Here is a 22,250-nt window from a genome sequence, read left to right as displayed (position 1 = left end):
ATTGCTTCGAAAAATATGTGTTGTCACAGGGACAAGGGCTGAATATGGGTTACTTTACTGGCTTATGAAGGAAATCCAGCAAGATGAAGAACTTGAATTACAATTGGTCGTCACAGGTATGCATCTGTCGCCAGAATTTGGCTTAACATATAAGCAAATTGAACAAGATGGATTTGTGATTGATGAAAAAGTGGAAATGCTGTTGTCTTCAGATATTGCAGTTGGTGTTGCGAAATCTATGGGGATTGCAACAATAGGTTTTACAGGTGCGTTTGATCGACTAAAGCCGGATTTACTCATTATTCTTGGTGATCGTTTTGAAATGATGGCAGCGGCTCAATCGGCTCTGATTATGCAACTGCCGATTGCTCACTTACATGGCGGGGAATTGACTTTTGGTGCGTATGACGATTCAATACGTCACTCAATTACAAAAATGGCGACTTGGCATTTTGTCAGTACGGAATCACATCGTAAGCGAGTTATCCAACTTGGAGAACATCCGGAACGTGTATGGAATGTCGGTGCACTTGGTATTGAAAATATTTTGAAAATCCCTTTGCTATCGAAAGCAGAACTATATAAAGAACTAAAACTTGATGAAAGTAAGCCGCTGTTTTTAATTACCTATCACCCCGAAACAAATGGAGTTACAAATGGGATAACATCACTTCTGTCTGCCTTGGGTCGGTATCCGAATATCAATCTCGCTTTTACAAAAGCGAATGCAGATAATGGTGGGAGGGCTATCAATGAGGCGATTGAACAATTTACTTTAAGGAATGACAATGCATTTCTATTTGAATCATTAGGACAGTTACGCTATTTAAGTGCAGTGAAGCACGCAAAAGCTGTTATTGGCAATTCATCTAGTGGACTTATTGAAGTTCCGTATTTACAAACGCCAACAGTTAATTGCGGTAACCGGCAAATGGGGAGGGAGTGTCCTTTGTCAGTAATAAATGCTGCTCTGGACGAAAATTCTATTTGTAATGCAATCGAAACTGCATTGCATTTTCGGGGAACCTATGAACAAATCTTTGGGAATGGGAAAGCTTCTACGACAATTGTAAGGAAAATAAAAAGCTTGCCGTCCTATTCGATTCAAAAGGAGTTTTATGATCTATGAACAATCCAACTTATATTATTGCTGAAGCAGGTGTAAACCATAACGGCTCTCTTGAAATGGCGAAACAGTTAGTAGATATCGCAAAACAAGCTGGAGCAGATGCTGTGAAGTTTCAGACATTTAAAACAGAGAATTTAGTAACACAGGCGGCATCACAAGCCGAGTATCAAGTGAATAATCTAGGCGAGGAAACTACGCAATTCGGGATGTTGAAAAAACTGGAGTTATCCTATGAAGAATTTGTTAATGTAAAAAAATACTGCGATTCTCTTCGGATTGAATTTTTATCGACGCCTTTTGATTTTGAAAGTGTCGATTTTTTATTAAATGATATTGGAATGAACAAGTTCAAAATCCCTTCCGGAGAACTTACAAATAGTCCTTTTATTCACTACATTGCTACAAAGAGAAAGCCGATGATTATATCGACTGGGATGGCGACAATGGAGGACATTCATGATGCATTAGCATTCATCGCTTTTGGATTGGCATTTCCAGAGCATTCTGTTGAACTTGATAATGTACAAGCATTCTATCATACGGAAGAAGCTAAGTTACTTTTGAACGAGTATGTAACCGTTCTACATTGTACAACAGAATATCCTGCGCCGTTTGAAACTATCAACTTGAACGCAATGAATACGATGAAAAAAGAGCTGCAATTATCAACTGGCTTTTCAGACCATTCGGAAGGAATCGCCGTCCCGATTGCAGCAGCGGCACTTGGAGCAACAATCATTGAGAAACATTTTACTTTAAATCGCAATTTGCCCGGACCGGATCATCGAGCTTCACTGGAACCGAAGGAGTTAGAAGAAATGGTCATCGGAATAAGAATAGTTGAACAATCACTTGGTACAGGGAATAAAACTCCCACTCAAATCGAACTTGAGAACCGAAAAGCAGCCAGAAAGAGTATTGTAGCGAATATAGAAATTGCAGCAGGTGAAATACTTACAGAAAATCATTTGACTATCAAACGTCCGGGCAACGGGATGCCACCAACTGCCTATTGGTCATTAATTGGAAAAAGGACCAAGAAATCATATGAAATGGATGCGTTAATTGATGAATAAGCCAATTATCATGATTGGGGCCGGTGGACATGCTGCTGTCTTAGCGGAAACGTTGATTGCTCAACGAAGAGTAATAATGGGGTATACTGCCCCCCGAGAAGAAAAAGAATTTTTAAATTTGCCGTATTTGGGTACAGACAATGTAATTGCTACATATAATCCGGATGAAGTAGAACTTGTTTTAGGACTAGGAACAATTACTATTTCATCAATAAGAAAATCGATTTTTGAACAATTAAAATCAAAGGGATATTTGTTTACCAATGTTATTCATGCTACAGCAATTGTGTCACCTTCAGTGCAAATTGGAAATGGTATTCAAATTATGGCAGGGGCCATTCTTCAGGCTAATGCATCAATTGCAGATAATACGATTATTAACACGGGTTCCATTGTCGATCATGATTGTATCATTGGGAGCCACGTTCATCTAGCGCCGGGTTCAACCCTGTCAGGTGGAGTTAGAATAGGTGAAAGTTGCCATATTGGAGCAGGGGCTTCTATTATTCAAGGGATTGCAATTGGTGCAGAAACGATGGTTGGTGCCGGATCGGTCGTTGTGAAAAATATTGAAGATAAAAAAACTGTCTATGGAGTTCCGGCAAAGGAAGTGTAACAGATGAAAAGTTGGAAGGATGTTCTTATTCAACCTCAAACAACGATATTGGAAGCGATGAAAATAATTGATGCCACAACGATGCAATTTGCAGCTGTTGTAGATGATAATATGTTCTTACTAGGCACCGTAACGGACGGTGATATTCGGCGTGGAATCTTAAAAGGACTTCCACTTGAAAGTGCAATCAGTAAAGTGATGAACAGATCACCATTCTGTGAACGAGAGGGAAAGAAAATTGTTTACTATAAAAAAAAAATGCGAGAGAGAAAATTAAAGCAACTGCCGATACTTTCAAGTGATAGTATATTACGCGGGATATTGTTTTCGGATGAGCTGGAGTTAGCAATAAAAAAGAATAATAAAGTAATCTTAATGGTTGGAGGACTTGGCACTAGACTTCGTCCGTTGACAGACACAATACCTAAACCGATGTTAAACGTTGGAAATAAGCCGATATTAGAAACAATTATTGAAAGTTTTAAGAACTATGGGTTTATGAATTTTGTTTTGTCGGTTAACTATAAAAAAGAAATGATTATGGATTATTTTCAAGATGGTACTCATTTGGGCGTGAAAATTGAGTACATCGAAGAAACCAAAAGACTTGGCACAGCAGGTGCATTATCATTGTTATCAGAAAAACCGACCGAACCTTTTTTTGTAATGAATGGCGATTTATTAACAAAAATTAATTTTGAACAGTTACTTGATTTTCATAATGAAACAAATTCAGTGGCAACAATGTGTGTTCGTGAGTATAAATATCAGATTCCATATGGTGTTATTGAAACGGATAATGATCAATTGCTATCGATTGTGGAAAAGCCTGTACATAAAAGTTTTGTGAATGCAGGAATTTATGTGCTGAACCCAGCTGCTTTAGATCATGTTCCAAACAACGAGTTTCATGATATGCCTGAGCTGTACAAAAAGTTGATGAATGAAAAAGAAAACGTTTCAGCATTTCCATTGAGAGAATATTGGTTAGATATAGGTCGGTTAGATGACTATGAGAAGGCGAATGGAGATTATAAGGAGACTTTCTATGATTAACGATAAAAAAGTTCTTGCAATCATTCCGGCCCGAGGCGGTTCAAAAGGAGTTCCTAGGAAAAATATCAGAAGTCTTGCAGGCAAACCGTTGATAGCTTGGACAATCGATGAAGCGAAGAAATCAAAGTATATTGATAGACTAATATTATCTTCTGAAGACGCTGAAATTATTGAAACTGCCAAAACATACGATTGTGAAGTTCCATTTACTAGACCAGTTCACTTAGCGCAGGATACTACTCCGGGAATAGATCCTGTCTTACATGTAGTTGATGAAATTGAGGGATACGATTATGTGGTTCTCCTTCAACCAACATCCCCACTACGTTTAGTGGAAGATATTGATGGTTGCATAGAAAAACTTATTAAAACAAATTCGCCAGCTTGCGTCAGTGTTACAGAATCGGAGACATCACCCTTCTGGATGTATAGAGTAAACGAAAAAGGGATTATGCAACCACTAATTATGCAAGATGGACTTACGACACGACGGCAGGACTTGCCTACGATTTATGCGCTAAATGGGGCTGTATACGTTGCAGAAATAGACTGGCTAAAGATAAGTCGATCATTTTTAACAGATAAAACCGTAGCTTTTTTAATGCCTAAAAATCGATCGTATGATATTGATTCGGTGGATGATTTTTTATGGTGTGAGTGGTTAGTGAAGAGATATTAGAAATGTGATAGGGTATTTGTACAAAATGGTTAAACGTATTTCAATTAAGATGCTGGGATTAACTTGACATAGGCTATCAGTAAGTATATTCGATAACCAGTAGTAAATATATTACAGTTATTTTAAGTGTTCAGACCCAAGTTTCTTACGAGGACTGGGTTATTTTATTTTGTTGAGGGATTTTAATGAATCCATTTGAGGATAGAATTTCTTCTATATGCGGTAAAAATATTTATTCAATTGAGTTAATTAATCTTACAGCTTCGAATAAAAATATTTGTAGCTAAGCCTTTATATATCTTAAGAACTACCCTTTTTCACCGATATAAGTAATAGGTCTTATTACGCATATATCTGATGAGGTGAAAAGATGAGTTTTCTTAAAGGATTGGGTTCATTGGTAGGTGGAGTGGTAGGTGAGGTAGTAGGCGGGACGGTCAAAGTGGTAGGTGAAGTGACGAACAGTGATTTTGTTCGTGAAATAGGCGATGGGGTGAAGCATGCTTCTTATTTTGCCGGAGAAAAGCTTGGTGAAGCAGCTAGTGGTACGTGGGATATCGCTTCTGGCATTATTACGCAAGATCAAGATAAGTTAGATGATGGACTTAGTGATATGGGAAAGGCAATCGGAGATACTGCTAGAGCAGCTGGCCATACGATTTGCAATGTAGTTGAAAACGGAACGGATGTTGTGGGCGGTCTATTGGATGGGGATAATGAACGGCTCAAAGATGGTGCAAAAGGGATAGTTAAAGTGGGAGTCGTCGGTGCACTTTCCTTTGGAGTTATTGATTTAATTGACGGCGGAGACGTGACGCATGCTGATCCGACGATGACAGCATCTCCATCCGTACCCGGGCTAGACACAACGCCGAACGCAGAACCAGCTCTGCCTGCCGAAAATATATCATTAGTGGAAAATCCGAATAGTCACCATGTAGAACCGCACTGGCGTACATTATCGGATGGAACAGAAATTTGGGTTGATGGCGACGGTGATTCGTCGGTGAATACATACGAGGGATGGACACAATCTAACCCGGATTATAGAGTGAAAGGCTAAATAACAAGGCCTCTAATTAATACATTCATATATTTAACAAAACGCGACCAGAAAATTGTAGGTCGCGTTTTTTTATAAACTCAATCACCATTAAGAGGCATGTTCATAAAAAGGAAAATAGCCCATATAATAATCCGAATATTCATTTGATTCTAAAAGACTATTGAATATTCTGAATTCTGATGTTTTAATTGAAACTACGAAATGACTTGTCGGATATGTGATGTCTGATAGGAAAGGTGGGGGAGGCGTGCTTGTTGAAAAGATTTCTACAAAGAAAGTGTCGGAAACGGTTGCGGAGGAAATTGAAAAGCTGATTGAAAGGGGCACGTTTCAGGCGGGGGAGAAGTTGCCGTCTGTCCGTGAGTTGTGTGAGTTGTTTGGGGTTGGACGGTCTGCGGTTCGGGATGCTCTTACGACGTTGAGTGGCAAAGGGATCGTTTATGTGAAGCAAGGGGAAGGGACTTATATTTGTGAGTTTGATTCGTCTAAGTTGTTTAACCAACATTTGTTGTTGCCGAGTTCGAAAGATATTATCGAGCTGTTTCAAGTAAGGAAAATTTTAGAGACTGGCATTGCTGAATCTTCTGCTATTCACCGATCGGAACAAGATTTACGGAAGATGGGGGAGTGCATTTTCAATCCATCTGTCATCGAATGGGAGTCTGATTACCATTTTCATCTGGCAATGGCGGAGTCGACGGGCAATGAAATGTTGATCCAGTTTATGCAGTTTATTTCGGAGACGACGAAGAAGTCGATGATTGATTTTCATCAGTACATCAAGAAATATCCGGACACGGTTAAAAAAATTGAAAAACAGCATCTTGAAATCTACGAGGCTATTAAAAAAAGGGACTCAACGAAAGCACACAGCATGATGCGCGACCATTTGAATTTTGTTGAAGAGGAATTGTTGCAAAGCCGTATTTTACAGCAGTCATTGTAAAATAACCGTATTTCTTTTGACTAAATAATGGGGGTGTATGCATTTGATCGCGACAAAGCTTGTAGGGGACTTACAATTATTGATTCCAAAGGAACGCATCCTAGAAGGAGAGAATTCACACCATCCGCTTGGGAATGGCGGACAGGTGAGTGTTTTCCCGACTTCGGAAGAGGAAATCGCGGCTGTCTTAAAGTATGCCAATGATCATGGGAAAACAATAACGGTGATGGGGGGAGGAACGAAAAGGGGATTTGGCGGATTGACGGAATCCGCGGATATCCTGCTGTCATTGGCAAATTATAAAGGAATTGTCGAGCATACCGTGGGGGATATGACGCTGACGGTTAAGGCTGGCACAACCTTTCAGGAGTTGCAAGACTACTTGGCAAAATACAAGCAGCGTGTTTCATTGGATCCTGCATGGCCTGAATTGGCAACAATCGGGGGGATTGTTGTCGCAAATGAAAGTGGTCCCAAGCGTCTCGGGTATGGCTCTTCACGTGATGTGGTGATCGGACTACGTAATGTTTATCCTGATGGAACCGTCATTCGTTCCGGCGGGAAAGTGGTGAAGAATGTGGCTGGGTACGATATGAACAAGCTGTTTATCGGTGCGGTGGGAACACTCGGAGTGGTTTCAGAAGTGACGGTGAAGCTTCGTCCACTCGCAAAATGTGAAAGTCTGATTCTTGTATGTTTCCCGGAGGGCAATTTGGATAACATTCGAACGTTTTCCAAAACGCTGCTGGATTCAATGCTGGAGCCCGTCACGCTTGAATTATTGAATCCTTTCTTATCCCAAAAGTTGAGTGGTCAGTTGACATATACGTTAGCCATTTCATTTGAGGATGTGGAAAGCTCTGTCCGTTATCAAGAGAAATATGTCCAAAGCATTCAGCCTTCGGGTACAAGCATGGACATTCTGTCCCAAGAGGAAGCTCGAAAATTTTGGCATCAGTTTTACACGATTTGTCCGCATGGTGCAGAGGTCTATACAGGGAAGGAAATAGAGGCCTCTCTGAAAATTGGGGTCGTGAATCTCGATGTGCTGACTGTCATACGAGAAAGTGAAGCCTTAAAGGACTCTTTTCATTTACAGGTTGAGGCGCATGGGGGATTAGGGCATGGATTATGCCAAGTCAATCTGAAAGGTAAAAGTGAGGATATTGTCGCAGCTATTCAACATTTGCGGAATAGCATTACGAGGCTCGGCGGTTATGTAGTTGTGAAGCATTTGCCATTAGCTCTCCGTCAGCAAGTGGATGTCTGGGGAGAGAAGCCGTCGTATTTCTTCCTGTTGGAAGGGATCAAATCCAAGGTGGATCCGAACAGAATTCTGAATCCTAATCGATTTGTGGGAGGGATTTAAGCATGACTGTGAAAGAATTGGAGTTGAAAAAAGTCCCAGCCTGTACGACTCAAAAAAGCTTCAGCAATTATCTGTGGAGCGAGCATCCGGATGAAAAGAAATGGGCGGATTGTACACATTGCGGCATGTGTTTGGAATCTTGCCCGACCTATGAAGTGACGGGACAGGAGCAACATTCGCCTCGTGGACGTGTTCATCTCATGAAGTCGGTGGCAGAAGGGAGACTGGAAGTGAATAAGCAGTTCATGGATCCCGTTTTTGCTTGTCTGGACTGCCGTGCCTGTACGACGGCTTGTCCTGCAGATGTGGATGTCGGCGGTTTAATCGAAGAAGCACGCGGTCAAATCCGCCAAGCAATCCCGCTAACAGGATGGAAAGGAACGGTCAGCAAATTTTTTCTAGAGGGAGTGTTTCCACATCAGAATCGATTAAAAACGTTCGGAAGCTTTTTGCGGTTTTACCAAAAAAGCGGCATGCAGAAAGTTGTCCAAAAGACGAAGCTGATCAATGTTATGCCACAGCATTTAGTGGAGATGGAAGCGGTTATGCCGGAAGTGCAACAATCTGTCCGGAAAAAGTTTAACAATGAAACAGTGATCAAAGCAAAAGGCGAAACCAAGAACGAAGTGGCATTTTTAACAGGTTGTGTCATGGATGTGATGTTCAGTGATATCAATGAATCGACCGTCAACGTTCTGACACGGAACGGTAACGATGTAAAGATCCCGAAAAAACAGACTTGTTGTGGCGCACTTCACGTTCATGCCGGCGACCGTGACACGGGTAGAAAGCTTGCCAAGCAGAATATCGAAGCGTTCCAGGATGCTGAAAAAGTGATTGTGAACGCTGCCGGGTGTGGCTGTATGCTCAAAGAATACGGGGAATTGTTCCGGGAGGTTGAACCGGAGTGGCGCGAGAAAGCAGAGGCGTTTTCGGCAAAAGTAGAAGATATTTCTAAATACCTGCATGACACAGGGTATGAAAAACCGAAAGCGGAACTCAACAAGCGCATTACTTATCATGATGCTTGCCATTTAGCACATGGGCAAGGCGTACGTCAGGAGCCGCGCGATATTTTGCTGGATATCCCCGGTGTCGAGATGGTCCATATGCCAAACGCAGATCGCTGTTGTGGAAGTGCCGGTATTTATAATATTACCAATCCGGAAATGGCAGGAGATGTCCTTAAAAACAAAATGGAGAATGTGCCGGAAGATGTCGAGATGATTTCAATGGGCAACCCGGGCTGTATGCTGCAGATGGCGATTGGCGTCCAAAAATACGGGAGAAATCAAAAAATCGTCCATACCGTACAACTGTTAGACTGGGCCTATCAAAAAGAGGAGGGGGAGAAATGACGGTTAAGGGAATTGACACAAAGGATAAACATATTTTAAATCTTGCCAAGATTGTCGGTGGGGCACGTTCAATCCTGTACCACAAGGAAGATTTGCTGGCGTATGACTGCGATGCATTTACGGTGCATAAGCATTTGCCAAGAACCGTTGTCTTTCCAAAAAACACACAGGAAGTTTCCCAGCTTGTCAAATACTGTTCCGATCATCAGTTACCTTTCCTCGCACGCGGTGCAGGTACGGGTCTAAGTGGTGGTGCGATTCCTATCAATAACGAAGTGATCATTAGTTTAGTCAGAATGAAGAAGCTTGTCAGTGTTGATCTGGAAAACAGGCGAGCGGTCGTAGAGCCTGGCTTTATCAATCTGAAGCTGACAAACTCCATTTCTGACAAAGGGTATTACTATGCGCCTGACCCGTCAAGCCAGTATTGCTGCACGATCGGTGGGAATGTTGCTGAGAATGCAGGTGGGGCGCACTGCTTGAAGTATGGGGTGACAACCAATCATATCCTTGGCCTCGAAGTTGTTTTGCCAAATGGAGACATTATTGAAGTAGGGGGAAATGGCATTCCCGATATGCCTGGTTACGATTTGCTCGGTTTGTTAACGGGATCGGAAGGGACATTGGGCATTGTCACGAAAATAACAGTCCGAATTTTGAAAAATCCTGAAAGCAAGAAAACGGTGCTTGCTTATTTTGATAGCGTTGCCGACGGAAGTCAGGCAGTGTCGGATATTATATCGGCTGGCATTGTACCGGCAGCTCTTGAAATGATGGATAAAGTAGCCATCGAGGGCGTTGAAGCCGCCGCTTTTCCTGTAGGACATCCGAAAGACATCGCGGCGTTTTTATTGATCGAAGTGGATGGGATTTCAGCAGGGATTGATGAACAGATCAATCTCATCTTAGAAGTTTGTAAGAAAAGAAATGTTCGACAAGTGAGAGCGGCGAAGGACGAGGCGGAAAGGGAGAGATGGTGGGCAAATCGTAAAACGGGATTCGGGGCAATGGGGGCGATTTCCCCGGATTATTTAGTGCAAGACGGTGTGATTCCGCGGAGTAAGCTCCCGGAAGTGTTGAGCAGAATCGAAGAAATCAGTCAAGAATCAGGTTTGCGCATTGCCAATATTTTTCACGCTGGTGACGGAAATCTACACCCGCTTGTCCTATTCGATGCCCGCATTCCAGGTGAAACCGAAAAGGCCATCGAAGCCGGGAGTGCTTGTTTGCAAGTATGTGCCGATGCGGGGGGGACGATTACGGGCGAGCATGGCGTAGGGATTGAGAAAAGGGAAGAAATGCGTTTTGTCTTTAAAGATGAAGAAATTATTGCCCAGACGAATATCCGTGAAGTATTCAACCCTGACAATCTATTAAATGCCGGTAAATTGTTCCCGACGCCGGGACGTTGTGCGGAAGTGAAAAAAGAGATGAAAGAAGCGGTCCATTCATAAATGAAAAAATTCAAAGGGGGAAATAATAACATGACAAGTTATGTTCAAACGAATAATCTGCAAGTGGCATCTGTACTTTATGAATTTATTAACAATGAGGCTCTTCCAGGAAGTGGAGTGGATCGAGAAAGGTTCTGGTCCGATTTTTCACAGCTTGTCCGTGACTTGACACCAAGGAACAAGGAATTATTAGCGAAACGCGATGAACTACAAGACAAAATTAATGCATGGCATCGTGAAAATAAAAACTTAGACTTTGGAAAGTATAAAGATTTTTTACAGGAAATTGGCTATCTTGAACAAGAAACGGAGGATTTTCAGGTCCAGTCTGAAGGCGTCGACGATGAAATTGCAGTTCAAGCGGGACCTCAGTTAGTCGTTCCAGTCGATAATGCACGTTATGCGATTAATGCGGCAAATGCCCGCTGGAATAGCCTCTATGATGCGCTATATGGAACGGATGCGATCAGCGAAGCGGGAGGCGCTCATTTAGGAGAAGGCTATAATCCGATTCGCGGGGAGAAGGTTATTCAATTTGCGAAGAACTTTCTAGATCAGGCCGCCCCTTTAACGGATGCCTCTCATAAAGACGCTGTGCAATACCAGATCGTCGAAGGGAAGTTGTCCGTTACTCTTTCCAATAGAGAAGTAACGGGACTGAAAAATGAAGTAAAATTAACTGGCTATCAGGGACCGCAAGAAAACCCGAATGCTGTGTTGTTGAAAAACAATGGGCTGCATTTTGAACTACAGATCGACCGCAGTCACGCAATTGGGAAGACGGATAAGGCAGGTGTTAAAGACATCTTGATGGAGGCTGCCCTGTCAACGATCATGGATTGTGAAGACTCGGTAGCGGCGGTTGACGCGGAAGATAAGGTGCTCGTGTATAGCAACTGGCTCGGTCTGATGAGAGGCGATTTGACTGCTGAATTAACGAAAAACGGCAAATCATTTACACGTAAGCTCAATCCGGATCGCAGCTACACTTCCCCAAGTGGAGAAAAACTCACACTACGAGGACGTTCCTTGATGTTTACCCGAAATGTCGGACACTTGATGACCAATAATGCGATTTTAGATCACAATGGTGAAGAAATCCAGGAAGGTATTTTGGATTGTGTAGTTACGAGTTTGTGTGCAAAGCATTCGCTATTAGGAAATGGCGCCATTCAAAATTCCACCAAAGGTTCAATCTATATCGTGAAACCGAAAATGCATGGGTCAGAAGAAGTGGCTTTTGCCAACGAGCTATTTGACCGAGTGGAAGATTTGCTTGGACTGGTAAGGAATACCCTTAAAATCGGTGTGATGGATGAAGAACGCCGGACTTCTTTGAATTTGAAAAATTGCATTCGCGCGGTAAAGGACCGGGTTGTGTTCATTAACACGGGATTCTTAGATCGTACGGGTGATGAAATGCACACGTCAATGGAAGCGGGGCCGATGATTTGCAAAAGTGACATGAAATCCTCTCAGTGGCTGCAAGGTTATGAACAATCGAATGTGAACGTCGGACTCGCTAGCGGTTTTCAAGGCCGTGCCCAAATTGGCAAAGGCATGTGGGCAATGCCAGACTTGATGGCAGCTATGCTGGAGCAAAAGATCGGTCACGTACAAGCAGGGGGCAATACGGCATGGGTGCCATCTCCTACAGCTGCGACGTTGCACGCCCTGCATTATCATCAAGTAGATGTAATACAAGTACAAAATGAGCTTGCGAAAAAAGCGCAAGATTTGCGGGATACGATTTTGCAAATTCCAGTTGAAGAGAATCCACAGTGGAGTGCAGAAGATATTCAGCAAGAACTGGATAACAATGCACAGGGAATCCTTGGCTATGTCGTTCGCTGGATTGACCAAGGAATCGGTTGCTCAAAGGTACCGGATATTAACGATGTGGGGCTGATGGAAGACCGGGCGACATTGCGGATTTCGAGTCAACATATGGCCAACTGGCTCCATCATGGAATTTGTACGAAAGACCAGGTTCTAGAGACTTTACAGCGTATGGCAAAAGTGGTGGATGAGCAAAACGCCGGCGACGCCAATTATGTGCCGATGGCGAAGGACTATACCAATTCGGTGGCGTTCCAAGCAGCATGTGACCTTGTTTTCAAAGGTTACGAACAGCCAAGCGGATATACGGAGCCGATCCTGCACCGTCGACGTCTGGAAGCGAAAGCGAAAATAGCGGTAAAATAATCGCCATTTTACGATGGAAGGGCCAAGTGGTTAATGATGGAGATGACAAGGCATTCTATTCAATTAGGAGCCTTGTTTTCATCTTTTATTCATGATGCCTAAAAAATCGGAACGAGATGGAACCGATTCGTTATACAAGAGAATGAAACGCGAGAGGGGTGCTACTATGAAATTTGCTAGATTTAAGGTGAAGGCTGATGTTTATCAAGGCGTACTAACAGAGGATATTTTGAAAGTGATAAAGGGTGATCTATTTGGTAATTGGGCATATACGGGCGAAACGTTTCCGGTGAGTGAGGTGACACTTCTAGCGCCATTGGAGCCAAACCAAATCATTGGCATCGGCGCAAACTACGTAACCCAAAAAGCGGAACTACCAAGCGAGCTACCGGAAATCCCAGTCTTTTTCTTCAAGCCAACTTCATCCGTCATTGGACCGGAAGAAGACATTGTCATTCCAGCAGGTATCGATCAAGTGAAATTTGAATCGGAGTTGGCGATTGTCATTGGAAAGGAAGCAAAAAATGTCCCTGAATCAGAGGTTTTGGATTATGTATTTGGTTATACCGTTGGCAACGACGTCACAGCGCCTCAGTTTTTCCATCAAGACGGACATTGGACAATCGGCAAATCATTTAACACCTTCACACCTCTAGGTCCCGTTATTGAAACGGAGCTTGATCCTTTCCAAGTCAGCGTAGAAGCTAAACTGAATGATGTCGAAAAACAAAACAGCGAAACGGCGTTAATGATTATTCCGATTCGCAAAATGCTTTCTTATTTGACAGAAGTGATGACCCTGAAGCCAGGGGATGTCATCTTATCAGGAAGTCCTGTTGGTGCAGAGCTTGTCGGAGCTGGAGAAGTCATTGCATGTACAATTAACGAGATTGGAACGCTTCGAAATACGTTTGTAGCAGCAAAAATAGCCTCGGAAATACGCTAACTAGTTATTGATAAAAGTCTTTCGTTTTGCCTGAATTCCTTCAATAGGTTTTCAGGTTTTTTAATGTTCAATAAATCTCTAAGATTGTCCCACAGTGGATGATGTTGATTTATAAAATGACTATACGTTGTTATATCATATCGAAAATTTCTAGTATTTTTTGCTTAGTCTAGCTTTCGGAATATTGTCAAATTCGTTGGAATAAGCTGTACAAGCAAAGTTGAATAGGGGAGGGAAATGAATATGGATACGGGGATGTTAGCGTTCTTATCACTTTTACCTATTTTAGCGGTCGCAATTTTTTTAGTTGGTCTTAGGTGGTCTGCAAGTAAAGCCATGCCAATTTCTTATATGGTGGCCATTGTGCTTGCGTTATTTGTTTGGAAGGTGCCGGGAGCAAATGTTGCAGCAGCGTCTATTAATGGACTTGTCGTAGCAGGCACGTTGTTGTTCATTATTTTTGGTGCTATTTTGCTATTGAACACACTACAAGAAAGTGGCGGGATTCGGACGATTCGTCAGGGGTTCACAGATATTTCTGAGGACCGACGTATACAGGTTATTATTGTTGCCTGGCTCTTTGGCTCTTTTATTGAAGGATCTGCTGGATTCGGAACACCTGCTGCCGTCGCAGTGCCGCTCATGGTGGGGTTAGGATTTCCGGCAATGGCGGCTGTTGTTGCCGGAATGGTCATTCAGAGCACGCCGGTTTCCTTTGGTGCAGTTGGGACGCCGATACTCGTCGGGATTCAGACAGGCTTATCTGCCAATGCAAGTATTACGGACAACATGCTTGCGTTTGTCACTTCGATTGGCGGACAAGTGGCTATCCTGCATATGATTGCTGGGACACTGATCCCCCTCTTTGTAGTGGCGCTCATGACTCGATTTTTCGGTAAGAATAAATCCTTCACTGAAGGCATTAAAGTGTGGAAGTTTGCTTTGTTTGCAGCCTTTGCCATGACGATTCCCTATGTCATCGTAGCGAATGTTCTGGGTCCCGAGTTTCCATCAATGATCGGTGGATTAGTTGGTTTAGCCATCGTCGTCTCTGCAGCCAAAAAAGGGTTTCTTATGCCTCCTAAAGATGAAGTATGGGACTTTGAAGAAAAATCGAAGTGGGATCCGGAATGGAGCGGCAAGCTGGAAATCAAAGATATTGCGCATAAAAGTGGAAGCATGAGCATGGTCCGTGCGTGGGCACCCTATATCATCATCGGATTCCTTTTAGTTTTAACTAGATTGAAAGCGTTACCATTTATGGGGTGGTCGCAATCATGGACGTTAAGTCTTAAAGATATTTTCGGTTCAGGCATTACAGCAAGCTTTCAGCCGTTGTATTCGCCAGGCACAATCTTTATTGTAGTATCCGTCATCACCTTTTTCCTACATGGTATGAATAAAAAAGCATACAAGCGTGCGTGGGCTCAATCGGGTAAAACGATGATCGCCGCATCCACAGCCCTTGTTTTCACCGTTCCAATGGTTCAAGTTTTCTTGAATTCAGGTGGTGGAGCGGCAGGATATGACCAAATGCCAATTGCATTAGCAAATGGAGCCGCAGCGCTAGCGGGTGATTTTTGGCCCTTCTTCGCTACGTTTATTGGTGGGATCGGTGCCTTTATTGCGGGAAGTAATACGGTCAGTAATATGATGTTCGCATTGTTTCAGTATGATGTAGGCATGCAGATCGGTGTTGACGCGACATGGATCATAGCGCTTCAGGCAGTTGGTGGAGCGGCAGGCAATATGATTTGTGTGCATAACGTTGTAGCCGCTTCTGCCGTTGTAGGATTGATCGGAAAAGAAGGAGCCGTTATTAGAAAAACCTTATTCCCGTTTGCATACTACGCGTTATTAACAGGCTCGATCGGCTATTCGATCGTGTGGTACGCCGATAAAGGGCTCTTCAATCTCGGTACGTTCATGGCAGCACTCATTGCTTGTATAGCCATTTACATTATTGCTACGAACCGTAGGAGAGCTGATTTATTAATAAATGAACGAAAATAACAAAAATGGAAAGTTAGCATGACGATACTCTATAAAAACATCGACTTGGCAAGTAGTTGTCAGGTCGATGTTTTATTTTGAGTCAAATTGCTTTGGGAACCACTCATTTTATTTCCTAATACCTTAACTGCAATTTCTTATTGCCTATATAACCGATTAGAAATGTATCTTCAATACAAAGATAGACGAGAAAATTTAAGGAGTCGATGAGGCGTCTAGTTCATTTGTTAGCTCTAGCTTCTTCCCCTGTCTTCCATAAGGACCAGATCAATAATAGTGAAAACAGATCCTGATTGGCTAAAGTCATATTGGTAACGTGTTTGGTTCAATATATCCCTTGAATTATCCTTAATAAGTAACTTTCAAAAATACAACATGGTTGTTAGAATTATCTAAACAGTAATGATTAATTGTCTGCAACTACTTCAAGGAGGGATATGTATGTCTACTAAACGACTTGATAAGTTTCAAAGTCCCCAAATGGATCTCGTAGATTTGCAACAACAACAAGCTTTAAAACGTTACATCGTGCGATCCAATGAGCGTGAACGGATTGCTAGTGAACTGAAAACTAAAAACCCAATGGAAGTGGACACCCCTGAGCGAGTCGCACTCCGTAAAATGATGATTGATCCACATGATGGACTTGCTATCGAGCGTATTATTGGCCGAGATGATCTATTTCCAATTTCTTATCTTGAAGCAGGTTTACGAGCAGCCAAGCCTGTTTGTAGAATCGAACTCCGAGATCGTATAGGAAGAGTACTTGGACATGGTACAGGCTTTCTTGTCTCACCTACTTTATTGCTTACAAATAATCATGTTTTGGAGAGCTGTGCTACGGCCCGGTTTAGTGTTGCACAATTCAATTATGAAGTGGGTCTTGATTTAAAAGAACGTCATATGAAAACCTACCGTTTCGCACCTGAGCGTATATTTATAACAGACCAAAAGCTCGATTTTACAATCGTCGCGATCGAGGAAGTGTCTGCCGATGGTACAAAACTAAGCGATTTTGGGTATTTGCCTCTTATCCCGCAATCGGGGAAAGGGTTGGTTGGTGAAAGCGTATCCATTATTCAACATCCATCAGGGGCACCCAAAGCTGTAGCGATCAGAGAGAATCAAATTGTGGATGTATTTGACGATTATATTCATTACTCAACAGATACAATGCCCGGATCCTCGGGTTCGCCTGTCTTTAATGATGAGTGGATTGTTGTCTCCCTCCACCATTCAGGCGTTCCGGATCCAAGTAACCGGACAGAATTTATCGCCAATGAAGGGATTCGTATCAGCAGTATCATACAGTTTGTTGTGGAGCAAGGAACTCAATTCAGTGATGACCAAAAAATGTTGTTGAATGACATTGTGAAGGAGTGGGAAGTTCCCGATCATACGGGTGAAGAGATGGTCGTTGAGGAGTTAAGCCGTTCGTGGTATGAAGGAGCGACAGGCTATGACACACAATTTCTGGGTGAAGAGTATGAAGTCCCACATCCTCTATTCCGGTCTGATCTTGAAGAGGATATTGCCTTGTTGAAAGACGGGGGCAATGTGCTGCATTATACACATTTTTCGATTGTCATGAGCAAGTCACGCCGTTTAGCCTATTATACTGTGGTGAATATTGATGGCAATCAAATGAAGAAGGTGGGCCGTAATGACAAATGGTATCTCGATTCCCGCATCGAATCCAAGTACCAGTGCGGCCCTGAGTTATATAAAAATAATGCACTCGATCGGGGGCATCTTGTCCGCCGGCTTGACCCAGTTTGGGGAGAGGCAGCAGAAAAGGCGAATAAGGATACGTTCCATTTTACAAATTGTGCGCCACAGCACAGTGAACTGAATCAGAAAAGTTGGCTAGATCTGGAAAATTATATTCTAGACAATGCCGATAACGCAAACCTCAAAGTGACCGTGTTTACTGGACCGGTTTTTCAGATGGATGACGTTATTTATAGAGGCGTTCAGATACCCGAAGAGTTTTGGAAAATCGCTGTTATGGTGAAGAAAGATGGGAATCTATCTGCAACCGCTTATTTACAGACTCAAAAAAATTTGATTGAGGATTTGGAATTTGCATATGGAGAATATAAAACGTATCAAGTACCCCTTTCAAAAATTGAAGGGATGACAGGTCTTGATTTTGAAAATTTACGTAATCACGACCCGCTCAATCAATTGGAGTCGGTAAGGGGATATGTCGTTGAAGCACCAGGGGATATTAAACTCTGAAATTAGCGATTGTCACCTAAATCGTAACGATACCATCAAAAAAAGCTAGCCGCACAAGAAAATCAACATTTCCTGTGCGGCTATCGTTATATATTAAATTGTTTAGGAAATAAAACAATCTCGTACTGTGGATACCTTACAACTTAGAGATATTACGTCGAGACTCCGGGCGCCAGACGCTCGGGTCATAAGCCGTTTTGGCTGTGAGGCAAAGAACGCCTCTTCGCCAATCCGTCTTATGCCTGTCGCATCTGAGCAGGCGCCCTGCGCTTTTGTTCTTTATTGTACATTCAAAACCAACATTTCAATTTCTTGCTCAAAGACATTTGTCAAATGTTCAAGGACTGTTAAATAAACGAGTCCATTACCTTCCAGTCTTGGTGAGAAACCGAGCGGAACGGTTCTTTTTATGAGTTGGGCATAGAGCTCCGTTTCCGAAAGTTGACGGCTGAAACTGTCGTTGACCAAATTTTTTATAAGGGCAAGTGCTCCGGAAACATGCGGTGCAGCCATTGAAGTTCCACTCAATGTTGCATATTTTCCGTTCAAATACGTAGAAATGATTTTTTCGCCCGGAGCTACTAAATCGATTTCATTGTGGGAGTTGGTGAAATCGGACGAGCGACGCTCCAGGTTGATCGCGCCTACACTTATGACTTCGTTATAACAACCTGGATAGGCGAATTCATCCGTTGAATCGTCGCCGTCGCCCTCATTACCAGCCGCACAAACAACGAGGATATTGTGAGCGATCGCTTTTTGGATAGCCTGATGAAGTTCGGGCATATCATGGGGGCCCCCTAGTGACATAGAGATGATATCTACTCGTTGTTCGATGGCATAATGGATTCCCTGGATGATCCAGTCATATTGCCCCGAGCCGTTTCTATTCAATACTTTTACTATGAGCAAACTTGCTTCTGGGGCTACTCCAATTACGCCTTCACCGTTATGACGGGCTGCAATTGTCCCTGCTACGTGCGTTCCATGACCGTTGTAATCAAGGAATATGTCAGGGTTGGACCCATCATCGTCCGTGAAGTTCCGACCGCCTATGATCTGTTCCTGCAAATCAGAGTGCCTAGTATCGCATCCTGTATCCAGGACTGCTACTGTAATGCCTTTACCTTTTGTTTCGTCCCAAATACGAGGTGCTTGAATTAATGCTACACCTGCGGGGATTTCACTTGTATTTGCTGCTTGTCCGATCATTTCATAAGGGATTACCTGAGCATAATTTTCCATTTCAAACCTCCTAGTTAGTGTTGGAAATCTGCATGATTGATCCAGAAAACGAATTGAACGATTTTTTGCACTGACTTGATACTGGAGGAAGGATTCGTATCTCTTTGCACTACTTGCTACATAGAATGATTAAACCTGACTTGTAATAAATAGGACTGAGAGGTTAAATCAGTCCTATTTATTGCCGACGGAGTTCCATGTCGGGGTAAAAACAGTTTGTCCAGAATGGAACTAGAAGAAGTAATTGTCCACACTTCTGCCGATAGGGGGGCTATTACTCCTTTCTCGAGAAGAAAATGAAAGCTGACAACGACACCGACATTAAAGCAATCCATCCACCGGAAAGTGCAATGAGTAAGCTTAATATTTCGTATGTTGTCACTGGTTTTCACCTCCTTTCAATGGAAAGTTTCACCGTGTAAGTCATACTTCAATATAAAAAAGCTGGAAATGAGAAACTTGAAATGGAAACATACAAATGATTGTTTGTAAATGAACCGTTATGTATTTAAATTGTCAGAGGAGAGGGGAGGTTTTGGAGAACTAGTACTGACACTTTAAGAAAAATTGCAGTCTATGTCTAATTGTTACTATATAATAAACCATACCATTATTTGACTATTCAGTCCAATTGATAATGTCTAATTTACATAAAAGATTCGGAAGACTCAGTGAATAATGGTGTATTTAGTACTTATATAGCATTGTGTAGAAAGATACTAAAAGAAATGTTTCTATTTAATAGGACATGCTACTTGTATAGAATTGTAAATTGTTGTACTTATCGTACCTCGTCGATCGGATAAAACCGATTTTTAGTAAAACGTTGAAAATTTTTCCTTGTAGACGTATTTTCATCTTAGAACTCCCCATCCTAAGTTTTCAAATAACAGTTCATACAAATATAATAGCACATACGTTCGCATATTTCAAACAGGAAATTTTGGTCCTTGTCAAAAGCTTGAAGCATCACGAATTTTCCATATTTGAATAAAACTCAACATTTGACGCACGCCTTACCCCATGTCTAAAGATGAGCTATGCACTGCATGGGCTCATCAATTTGAAAATCTGTATTTCATTAAGTAATGAAAAAGAACTAACCGTTTGAACATTCAGACCTATAATGGTAGACTATAATTACAAAATCATAGTCGATTTTGTAATTCATGCAACGGTGAAAACTGTTGTAGTGAAAAGAAGAAGTAATTGTCCACACTTCTGCCGATGGGGGGGCAGTTACTTCTTTCTTTATGAGAAATTACGTCCGACATTGACAACCGAGTCATCTTGCTAACAGGATCATGTAAGCTCCTCATCTAGGTATATAATGAAAAAAGATGAGAACTTAGCCCAACGACATAGGCTAAGTTCTCTTTATAGATCTATTCTAGCGGTTGAGTAGTCATACTTACATGTCAATCATGCACCCGTTCCATCCTTCCTACATTATCGAGCCCCTATAGCCAAAGGTTCCTGTTTCGTTCCAATTACATTCTCCAAATGTTCCAGAACCGTTAAGTAGATAAGCCCGCTGCCTTCGATTTTGGGCGAGAAGCCGAGTGGAACTGTTCTTCGAATCAGCTGTGCATATAGCTCGGGTTCTGAAAGTTGCCGTTCGAAGCTGCTGTTGACCACATTTTTTATGAGAGCGAGAGCTCCGGAAACATGGGGAGCAGCCATGGATGTTCCGCTCAATTTGGCATATTTTCCATTTAGGTACGTGGAGAGGATCTCTTCTCCAGGCGCGACTACATCGATTTCATTGTGAGAGTTAGAAAATTTGGAAGGGCGTCGTTCGAGATCAATCGCACCAACGGAAATGACTTCGTTATAAGCGCCGGGATAGGCGAATTCATCGGTTGAATCGTTGCCGTCTCCTTCATTGCCGGCTGCGCACACTACGAGAATGTTGTGGGTGACCGCTTTTCTGATGGCATCATGCAGTTCAGGCACATCATTCGATCCCCCGAGCGACATAGAAATAATATCCACTTGTTGCTCGATGGCATATTGGATGCCGTTGATGATCCAGTCATATTGCCCAGCGCCTTTTTTATTTAAAACCTTGACGATTAGCAAATTTGTTTCTGGGGCAACGCCGACCACGCCCTTGTTATCTTGTTGGGCCGCAATTATTCCAGCGACATGGGTTCCATGCCCATTGTAATCATGGAATGAGGCCGGGTCGCCTCCATCATCATCCGTAAAATTTCGGCCGCCTATGATCCGCTCTTGTAAATCAGGGTGGTTGCGTTCGCAACCCGTATCTAGGACAGCGACAGTAATCCCTTTTCCTTTCGTAACATTCCAAATCTTTGGCGCCTGAATTAAATCTACTCCTGTCGGAACCTCATTGACCTCACTTACACGAATATTCACTTCAAATGGAATGACTTGAACAAGATTCTTCATATTGGACCTCCTCGAGGGAATAGTCACTATCCAACCAGTCATAAGTCTGCTGAAAAAATCCTGCTGTAGTAGAGATATCAAAAGGAGATTTTCCGAATCTAGTACTTCCTGTATATACTAGGAAACTACTTCGAATTGAAGAAATATGTGTACATACTATTAGCGAAAGCCTTGACAATCCATGAACGAACTGGGATGTAATCTAGTTTAGCTAAGAGATTCTACACTTCTATTAAAAAGTCATCATATAATAGAAAACGTAACATACAATAAAAAAGGATTGGGCGTTTAAGCATTCAGTCCTACAACAGGTCACAGATAGAAAACAGCATGGGCCATTTTTTACATTGTATGACGGTGTAAATCATTGGGCAAAAAAGCGTTTCAAGAGGAAGTAATTGTCCACACTTTGCCGAGGGAAGACAATTACTCCTTT

General features: G+C 42.4%; 16 protein-coding genes. 14 read left to right on the top strand and 2 right to left on the bottom strand.

Annotation, left to right across the window (positions count from 1 at the left end):
- The first annotated feature begins 1 nt into the window (after window position 1).
- The 14 genes from neuC (at window position 2) to ACFPRA_RS07565 (ending at window position 18,154) form a co-directional block, all read left to right on the top strand.
- Window positions 2–1,129, top strand: a complete 1,128-nt coding sequence (gene neuC, locus ACFPRA_RS07630; protein ID WP_381432313.1) for a UDP-N-acetylglucosamine 2-epimerase — start codon at window positions 2–4, stop codon at window positions 1,127–1,129.
- Window positions 1,126–2,205 (top strand): N-acetylneuraminate synthase, encoded by a 1,080-nt coding sequence (neuB, locus tag ACFPRA_RS07625; RefSeq protein WP_381432311.1) that lies wholly within the window; start codon window positions 1,126–1,128, stop codon window positions 2,203–2,205. The genes neuC and neuB overlap by 4 nt, the downstream gene beginning before the upstream one ends.
- Window positions 2,198–2,821, top strand: a complete 624-nt coding sequence (locus tag ACFPRA_RS07620) for an acetyltransferase (protein ID WP_381432309.1) — start codon at window positions 2,198–2,200, stop codon at window positions 2,819–2,821. The genes neuB and ACFPRA_RS07620 overlap by 8 nt, the downstream gene beginning before the upstream one ends.
- Before the next feature lie 3 nt (window positions 2,822–2,824).
- Window positions 2,825–3,877, top strand: a complete 1,053-nt coding sequence (locus ACFPRA_RS07615; RefSeq protein WP_381432307.1) for a nucleotidyltransferase family protein — start codon at window positions 2,825–2,827, stop codon at window positions 3,875–3,877.
- Window positions 3,870–4,556, top strand: a complete 687-nt coding sequence (locus ACFPRA_RS07610) for an acylneuraminate cytidylyltransferase family protein (protein WP_381432305.1) — start codon at window positions 3,870–3,872, stop codon at window positions 4,554–4,556. The genes ACFPRA_RS07615 and ACFPRA_RS07610 overlap by 8 nt, the downstream gene beginning before the upstream one ends.
- 370 nt (window positions 4,557–4,926) lie before the next feature.
- Window positions 4,927–5,619: a hypothetical protein gene (locus ACFPRA_RS07605; RefSeq protein ID WP_381432303.1), complete on the top strand. Its 693-nt coding sequence runs from the start codon at window positions 4,927–4,929 to the stop codon at window positions 5,617–5,619.
- A gap of 250 nt (window positions 5,620–5,869) precedes the next feature.
- On the top strand, window positions 5,870–6,568 hold the full coding sequence (locus ACFPRA_RS07600) for a FadR/GntR family transcriptional regulator (protein ID WP_381432301.1): 699 nt from the start codon (window positions 5,870–5,872) through the stop codon (window positions 6,566–6,568).
- 43 nt (window positions 6,569–6,611) lie between these two features.
- Complete coding sequence (locus ACFPRA_RS07595) at window positions 6,612–7,937, top strand: FAD-binding oxidoreductase (protein ID WP_381432299.1); 1,326 nt, start codon at window positions 6,612–6,614, stop codon at window positions 7,935–7,937.
- Between the two features lie 2 nt (window positions 7,938–7,939).
- On the top strand, window positions 7,940–9,295 hold the full coding sequence (locus ACFPRA_RS07590) for a (Fe-S)-binding protein (protein WP_381432297.1): 1,356 nt from the start codon (window positions 7,940–7,942) through the stop codon (window positions 9,293–9,295).
- A complete protein-coding gene (locus tag ACFPRA_RS07585) occupies window positions 9,292–10,749 on the top strand; it encodes an FAD-linked oxidase C-terminal domain-containing protein (protein ID WP_381432295.1) in 1,458 nt (485 codons plus the stop codon). Before ACFPRA_RS07590 ends, ACFPRA_RS07585 begins: the two co-directional genes overlap by 4 nt.
- A 30-nt stretch (window positions 10,750–10,779) precedes the next feature.
- Window positions 10,780–12,954 carry a malate synthase G gene (locus tag ACFPRA_RS07580; protein WP_381432293.1) on the top strand — a complete coding sequence of 725 codons (2,175 nt, stop codon included), beginning with the start codon at window positions 10,780–10,782 and terminating at the stop codon, window positions 12,952–12,954.
- Window positions 12,955–13,120: 166 nt separating this feature from the next.
- Entirely contained in the window at window positions 13,121–13,900 is a 780-nt protein-coding gene (locus ACFPRA_RS07575) for a fumarylacetoacetate hydrolase family protein (RefSeq protein WP_381432291.1), read from the top strand.
- A gap of 243 nt (window positions 13,901–14,143) precedes the next feature.
- The gene (locus ACFPRA_RS07570) at window positions 14,144–15,913 is read left to right on the top strand and encodes an L-lactate permease (protein WP_381432289.1); all 1,770 of its coding nucleotides are present in this window, start codon (window positions 14,144–14,146) and stop codon (window positions 15,911–15,913) included.
- A 441-nt stretch (window positions 15,914–16,354) separates the two neighbouring features.
- A complete protein-coding gene (locus tag ACFPRA_RS07565) occupies window positions 16,355–18,154 on the top strand; it encodes a DNA/RNA non-specific endonuclease (RefSeq protein ID WP_381432286.1) in 1,800 nt (599 codons plus the stop codon).
- 279 nt (window positions 18,155–18,433) lie between these two features.
- On the opposite strand, the gene ACFPRA_RS07560 is transcribed toward ACFPRA_RS07565, so the two are convergent.
- Entirely contained in the window at window positions 18,434–19,399 is a 966-nt protein-coding gene (locus ACFPRA_RS07560; protein WP_381432284.1) for a S8 family peptidase, read from the bottom strand.
- A 1,449-nt stretch (window positions 19,400–20,848) separates the two neighbouring features.
- Complete coding sequence (locus tag ACFPRA_RS07555) at window positions 20,849–21,814, bottom strand: S8 family peptidase (RefSeq protein WP_381432282.1); 966 nt, start codon at window positions 21,812–21,814, stop codon at window positions 20,849–20,851.
- Window positions 21,815–22,250: the final 436 nt, after the last annotated feature.

Origin of the sequence: Sporosarcina soli, assembly GCF_042655805.1 — a bacterium.
Lineage (GTDB): Bacteria > Bacillota > Bacilli > Bacillales_A > Planococcaceae > Sporosarcina > Sporosarcina soli.
The sequence above is the reverse complement of the archived record's forward strand: the minus strand, read 5'-3'. Positions and strand labels throughout refer to the sequence as shown.

What these genes read in the sequence shown, in the direction of transcription:
- neuB (WP_381432311.1), top strand. Translation starts at nt 1,126, where the DNA reads ATGAACAATCCAACTTATATTATTGCTGAAGCAGGTGTAAACCATAAC.
- ACFPRA_RS07620 (WP_381432309.1), top strand. Translation starts at nt 2,198, where the DNA reads ATGAATAAGCCAATTATCATGATTGGGGCCGGTGGACATGCTGCTGTC.
- ACFPRA_RS07615 (WP_381432307.1), top strand. Translation starts at nt 2,825, where the DNA reads ATGAAAAGTTGGAAGGATGTTCTTATTCAACCTCAAACAACGATATTG.
- ACFPRA_RS07610 (WP_381432305.1), top strand. Translation starts at nt 3,870, where the DNA reads ATGATTAACGATAAAAAAGTTCTTGCAATCATTCCGGCCCGAGGCGGT.
- ACFPRA_RS07605 (WP_381432303.1), top strand. Translation starts at nt 4,927, where the DNA reads ATGAGTTTTCTTAAAGGATTGGGTTCATTGGTAGGTGGAGTGGTAGGT.
- ACFPRA_RS07590 (WP_381432297.1), top strand. Translation starts at nt 7,940, where the DNA reads ATGACTGTGAAAGAATTGGAGTTGAAAAAAGTCCCAGCCTGTACGACT.
- ACFPRA_RS07585 (WP_381432295.1), top strand. Translation starts at nt 9,292, where the DNA reads ATGACGGTTAAGGGAATTGACACAAAGGATAAACATATTTTAAATCTT.
- ACFPRA_RS07580 (WP_381432293.1), top strand. Translation starts at nt 10,780, where the DNA reads ATGACAAGTTATGTTCAAACGAATAATCTGCAAGTGGCATCTGTACTT.
- ACFPRA_RS07575 (WP_381432291.1), top strand. Translation starts at nt 13,121, where the DNA reads ATGAAATTTGCTAGATTTAAGGTGAAGGCTGATGTTTATCAAGGCGTA.
- ACFPRA_RS07570 (WP_381432289.1), top strand. Translation starts at nt 14,144, where the DNA reads ATGGATACGGGGATGTTAGCGTTCTTATCACTTTTACCTATTTTAGCG.
- ACFPRA_RS07565 (WP_381432286.1), top strand. Translation starts at nt 16,355, where the DNA reads ATGTCTACTAAACGACTTGATAAGTTTCAAAGTCCCCAAATGGATCTC.
- ACFPRA_RS07560 (WP_381432284.1), bottom strand. Translation starts at nt 19,399, where the DNA reads ATGGAAAATTATGCTCAGGTAATCCCTTATGAAATGATCGGACAAGCA.
- ACFPRA_RS07555 (WP_381432282.1), bottom strand. Translation starts at nt 21,814, where the DNA reads ATGAAGAATCTTGTTCAAGTCATTCCATTTGAAGTGAATATTCGTGTA.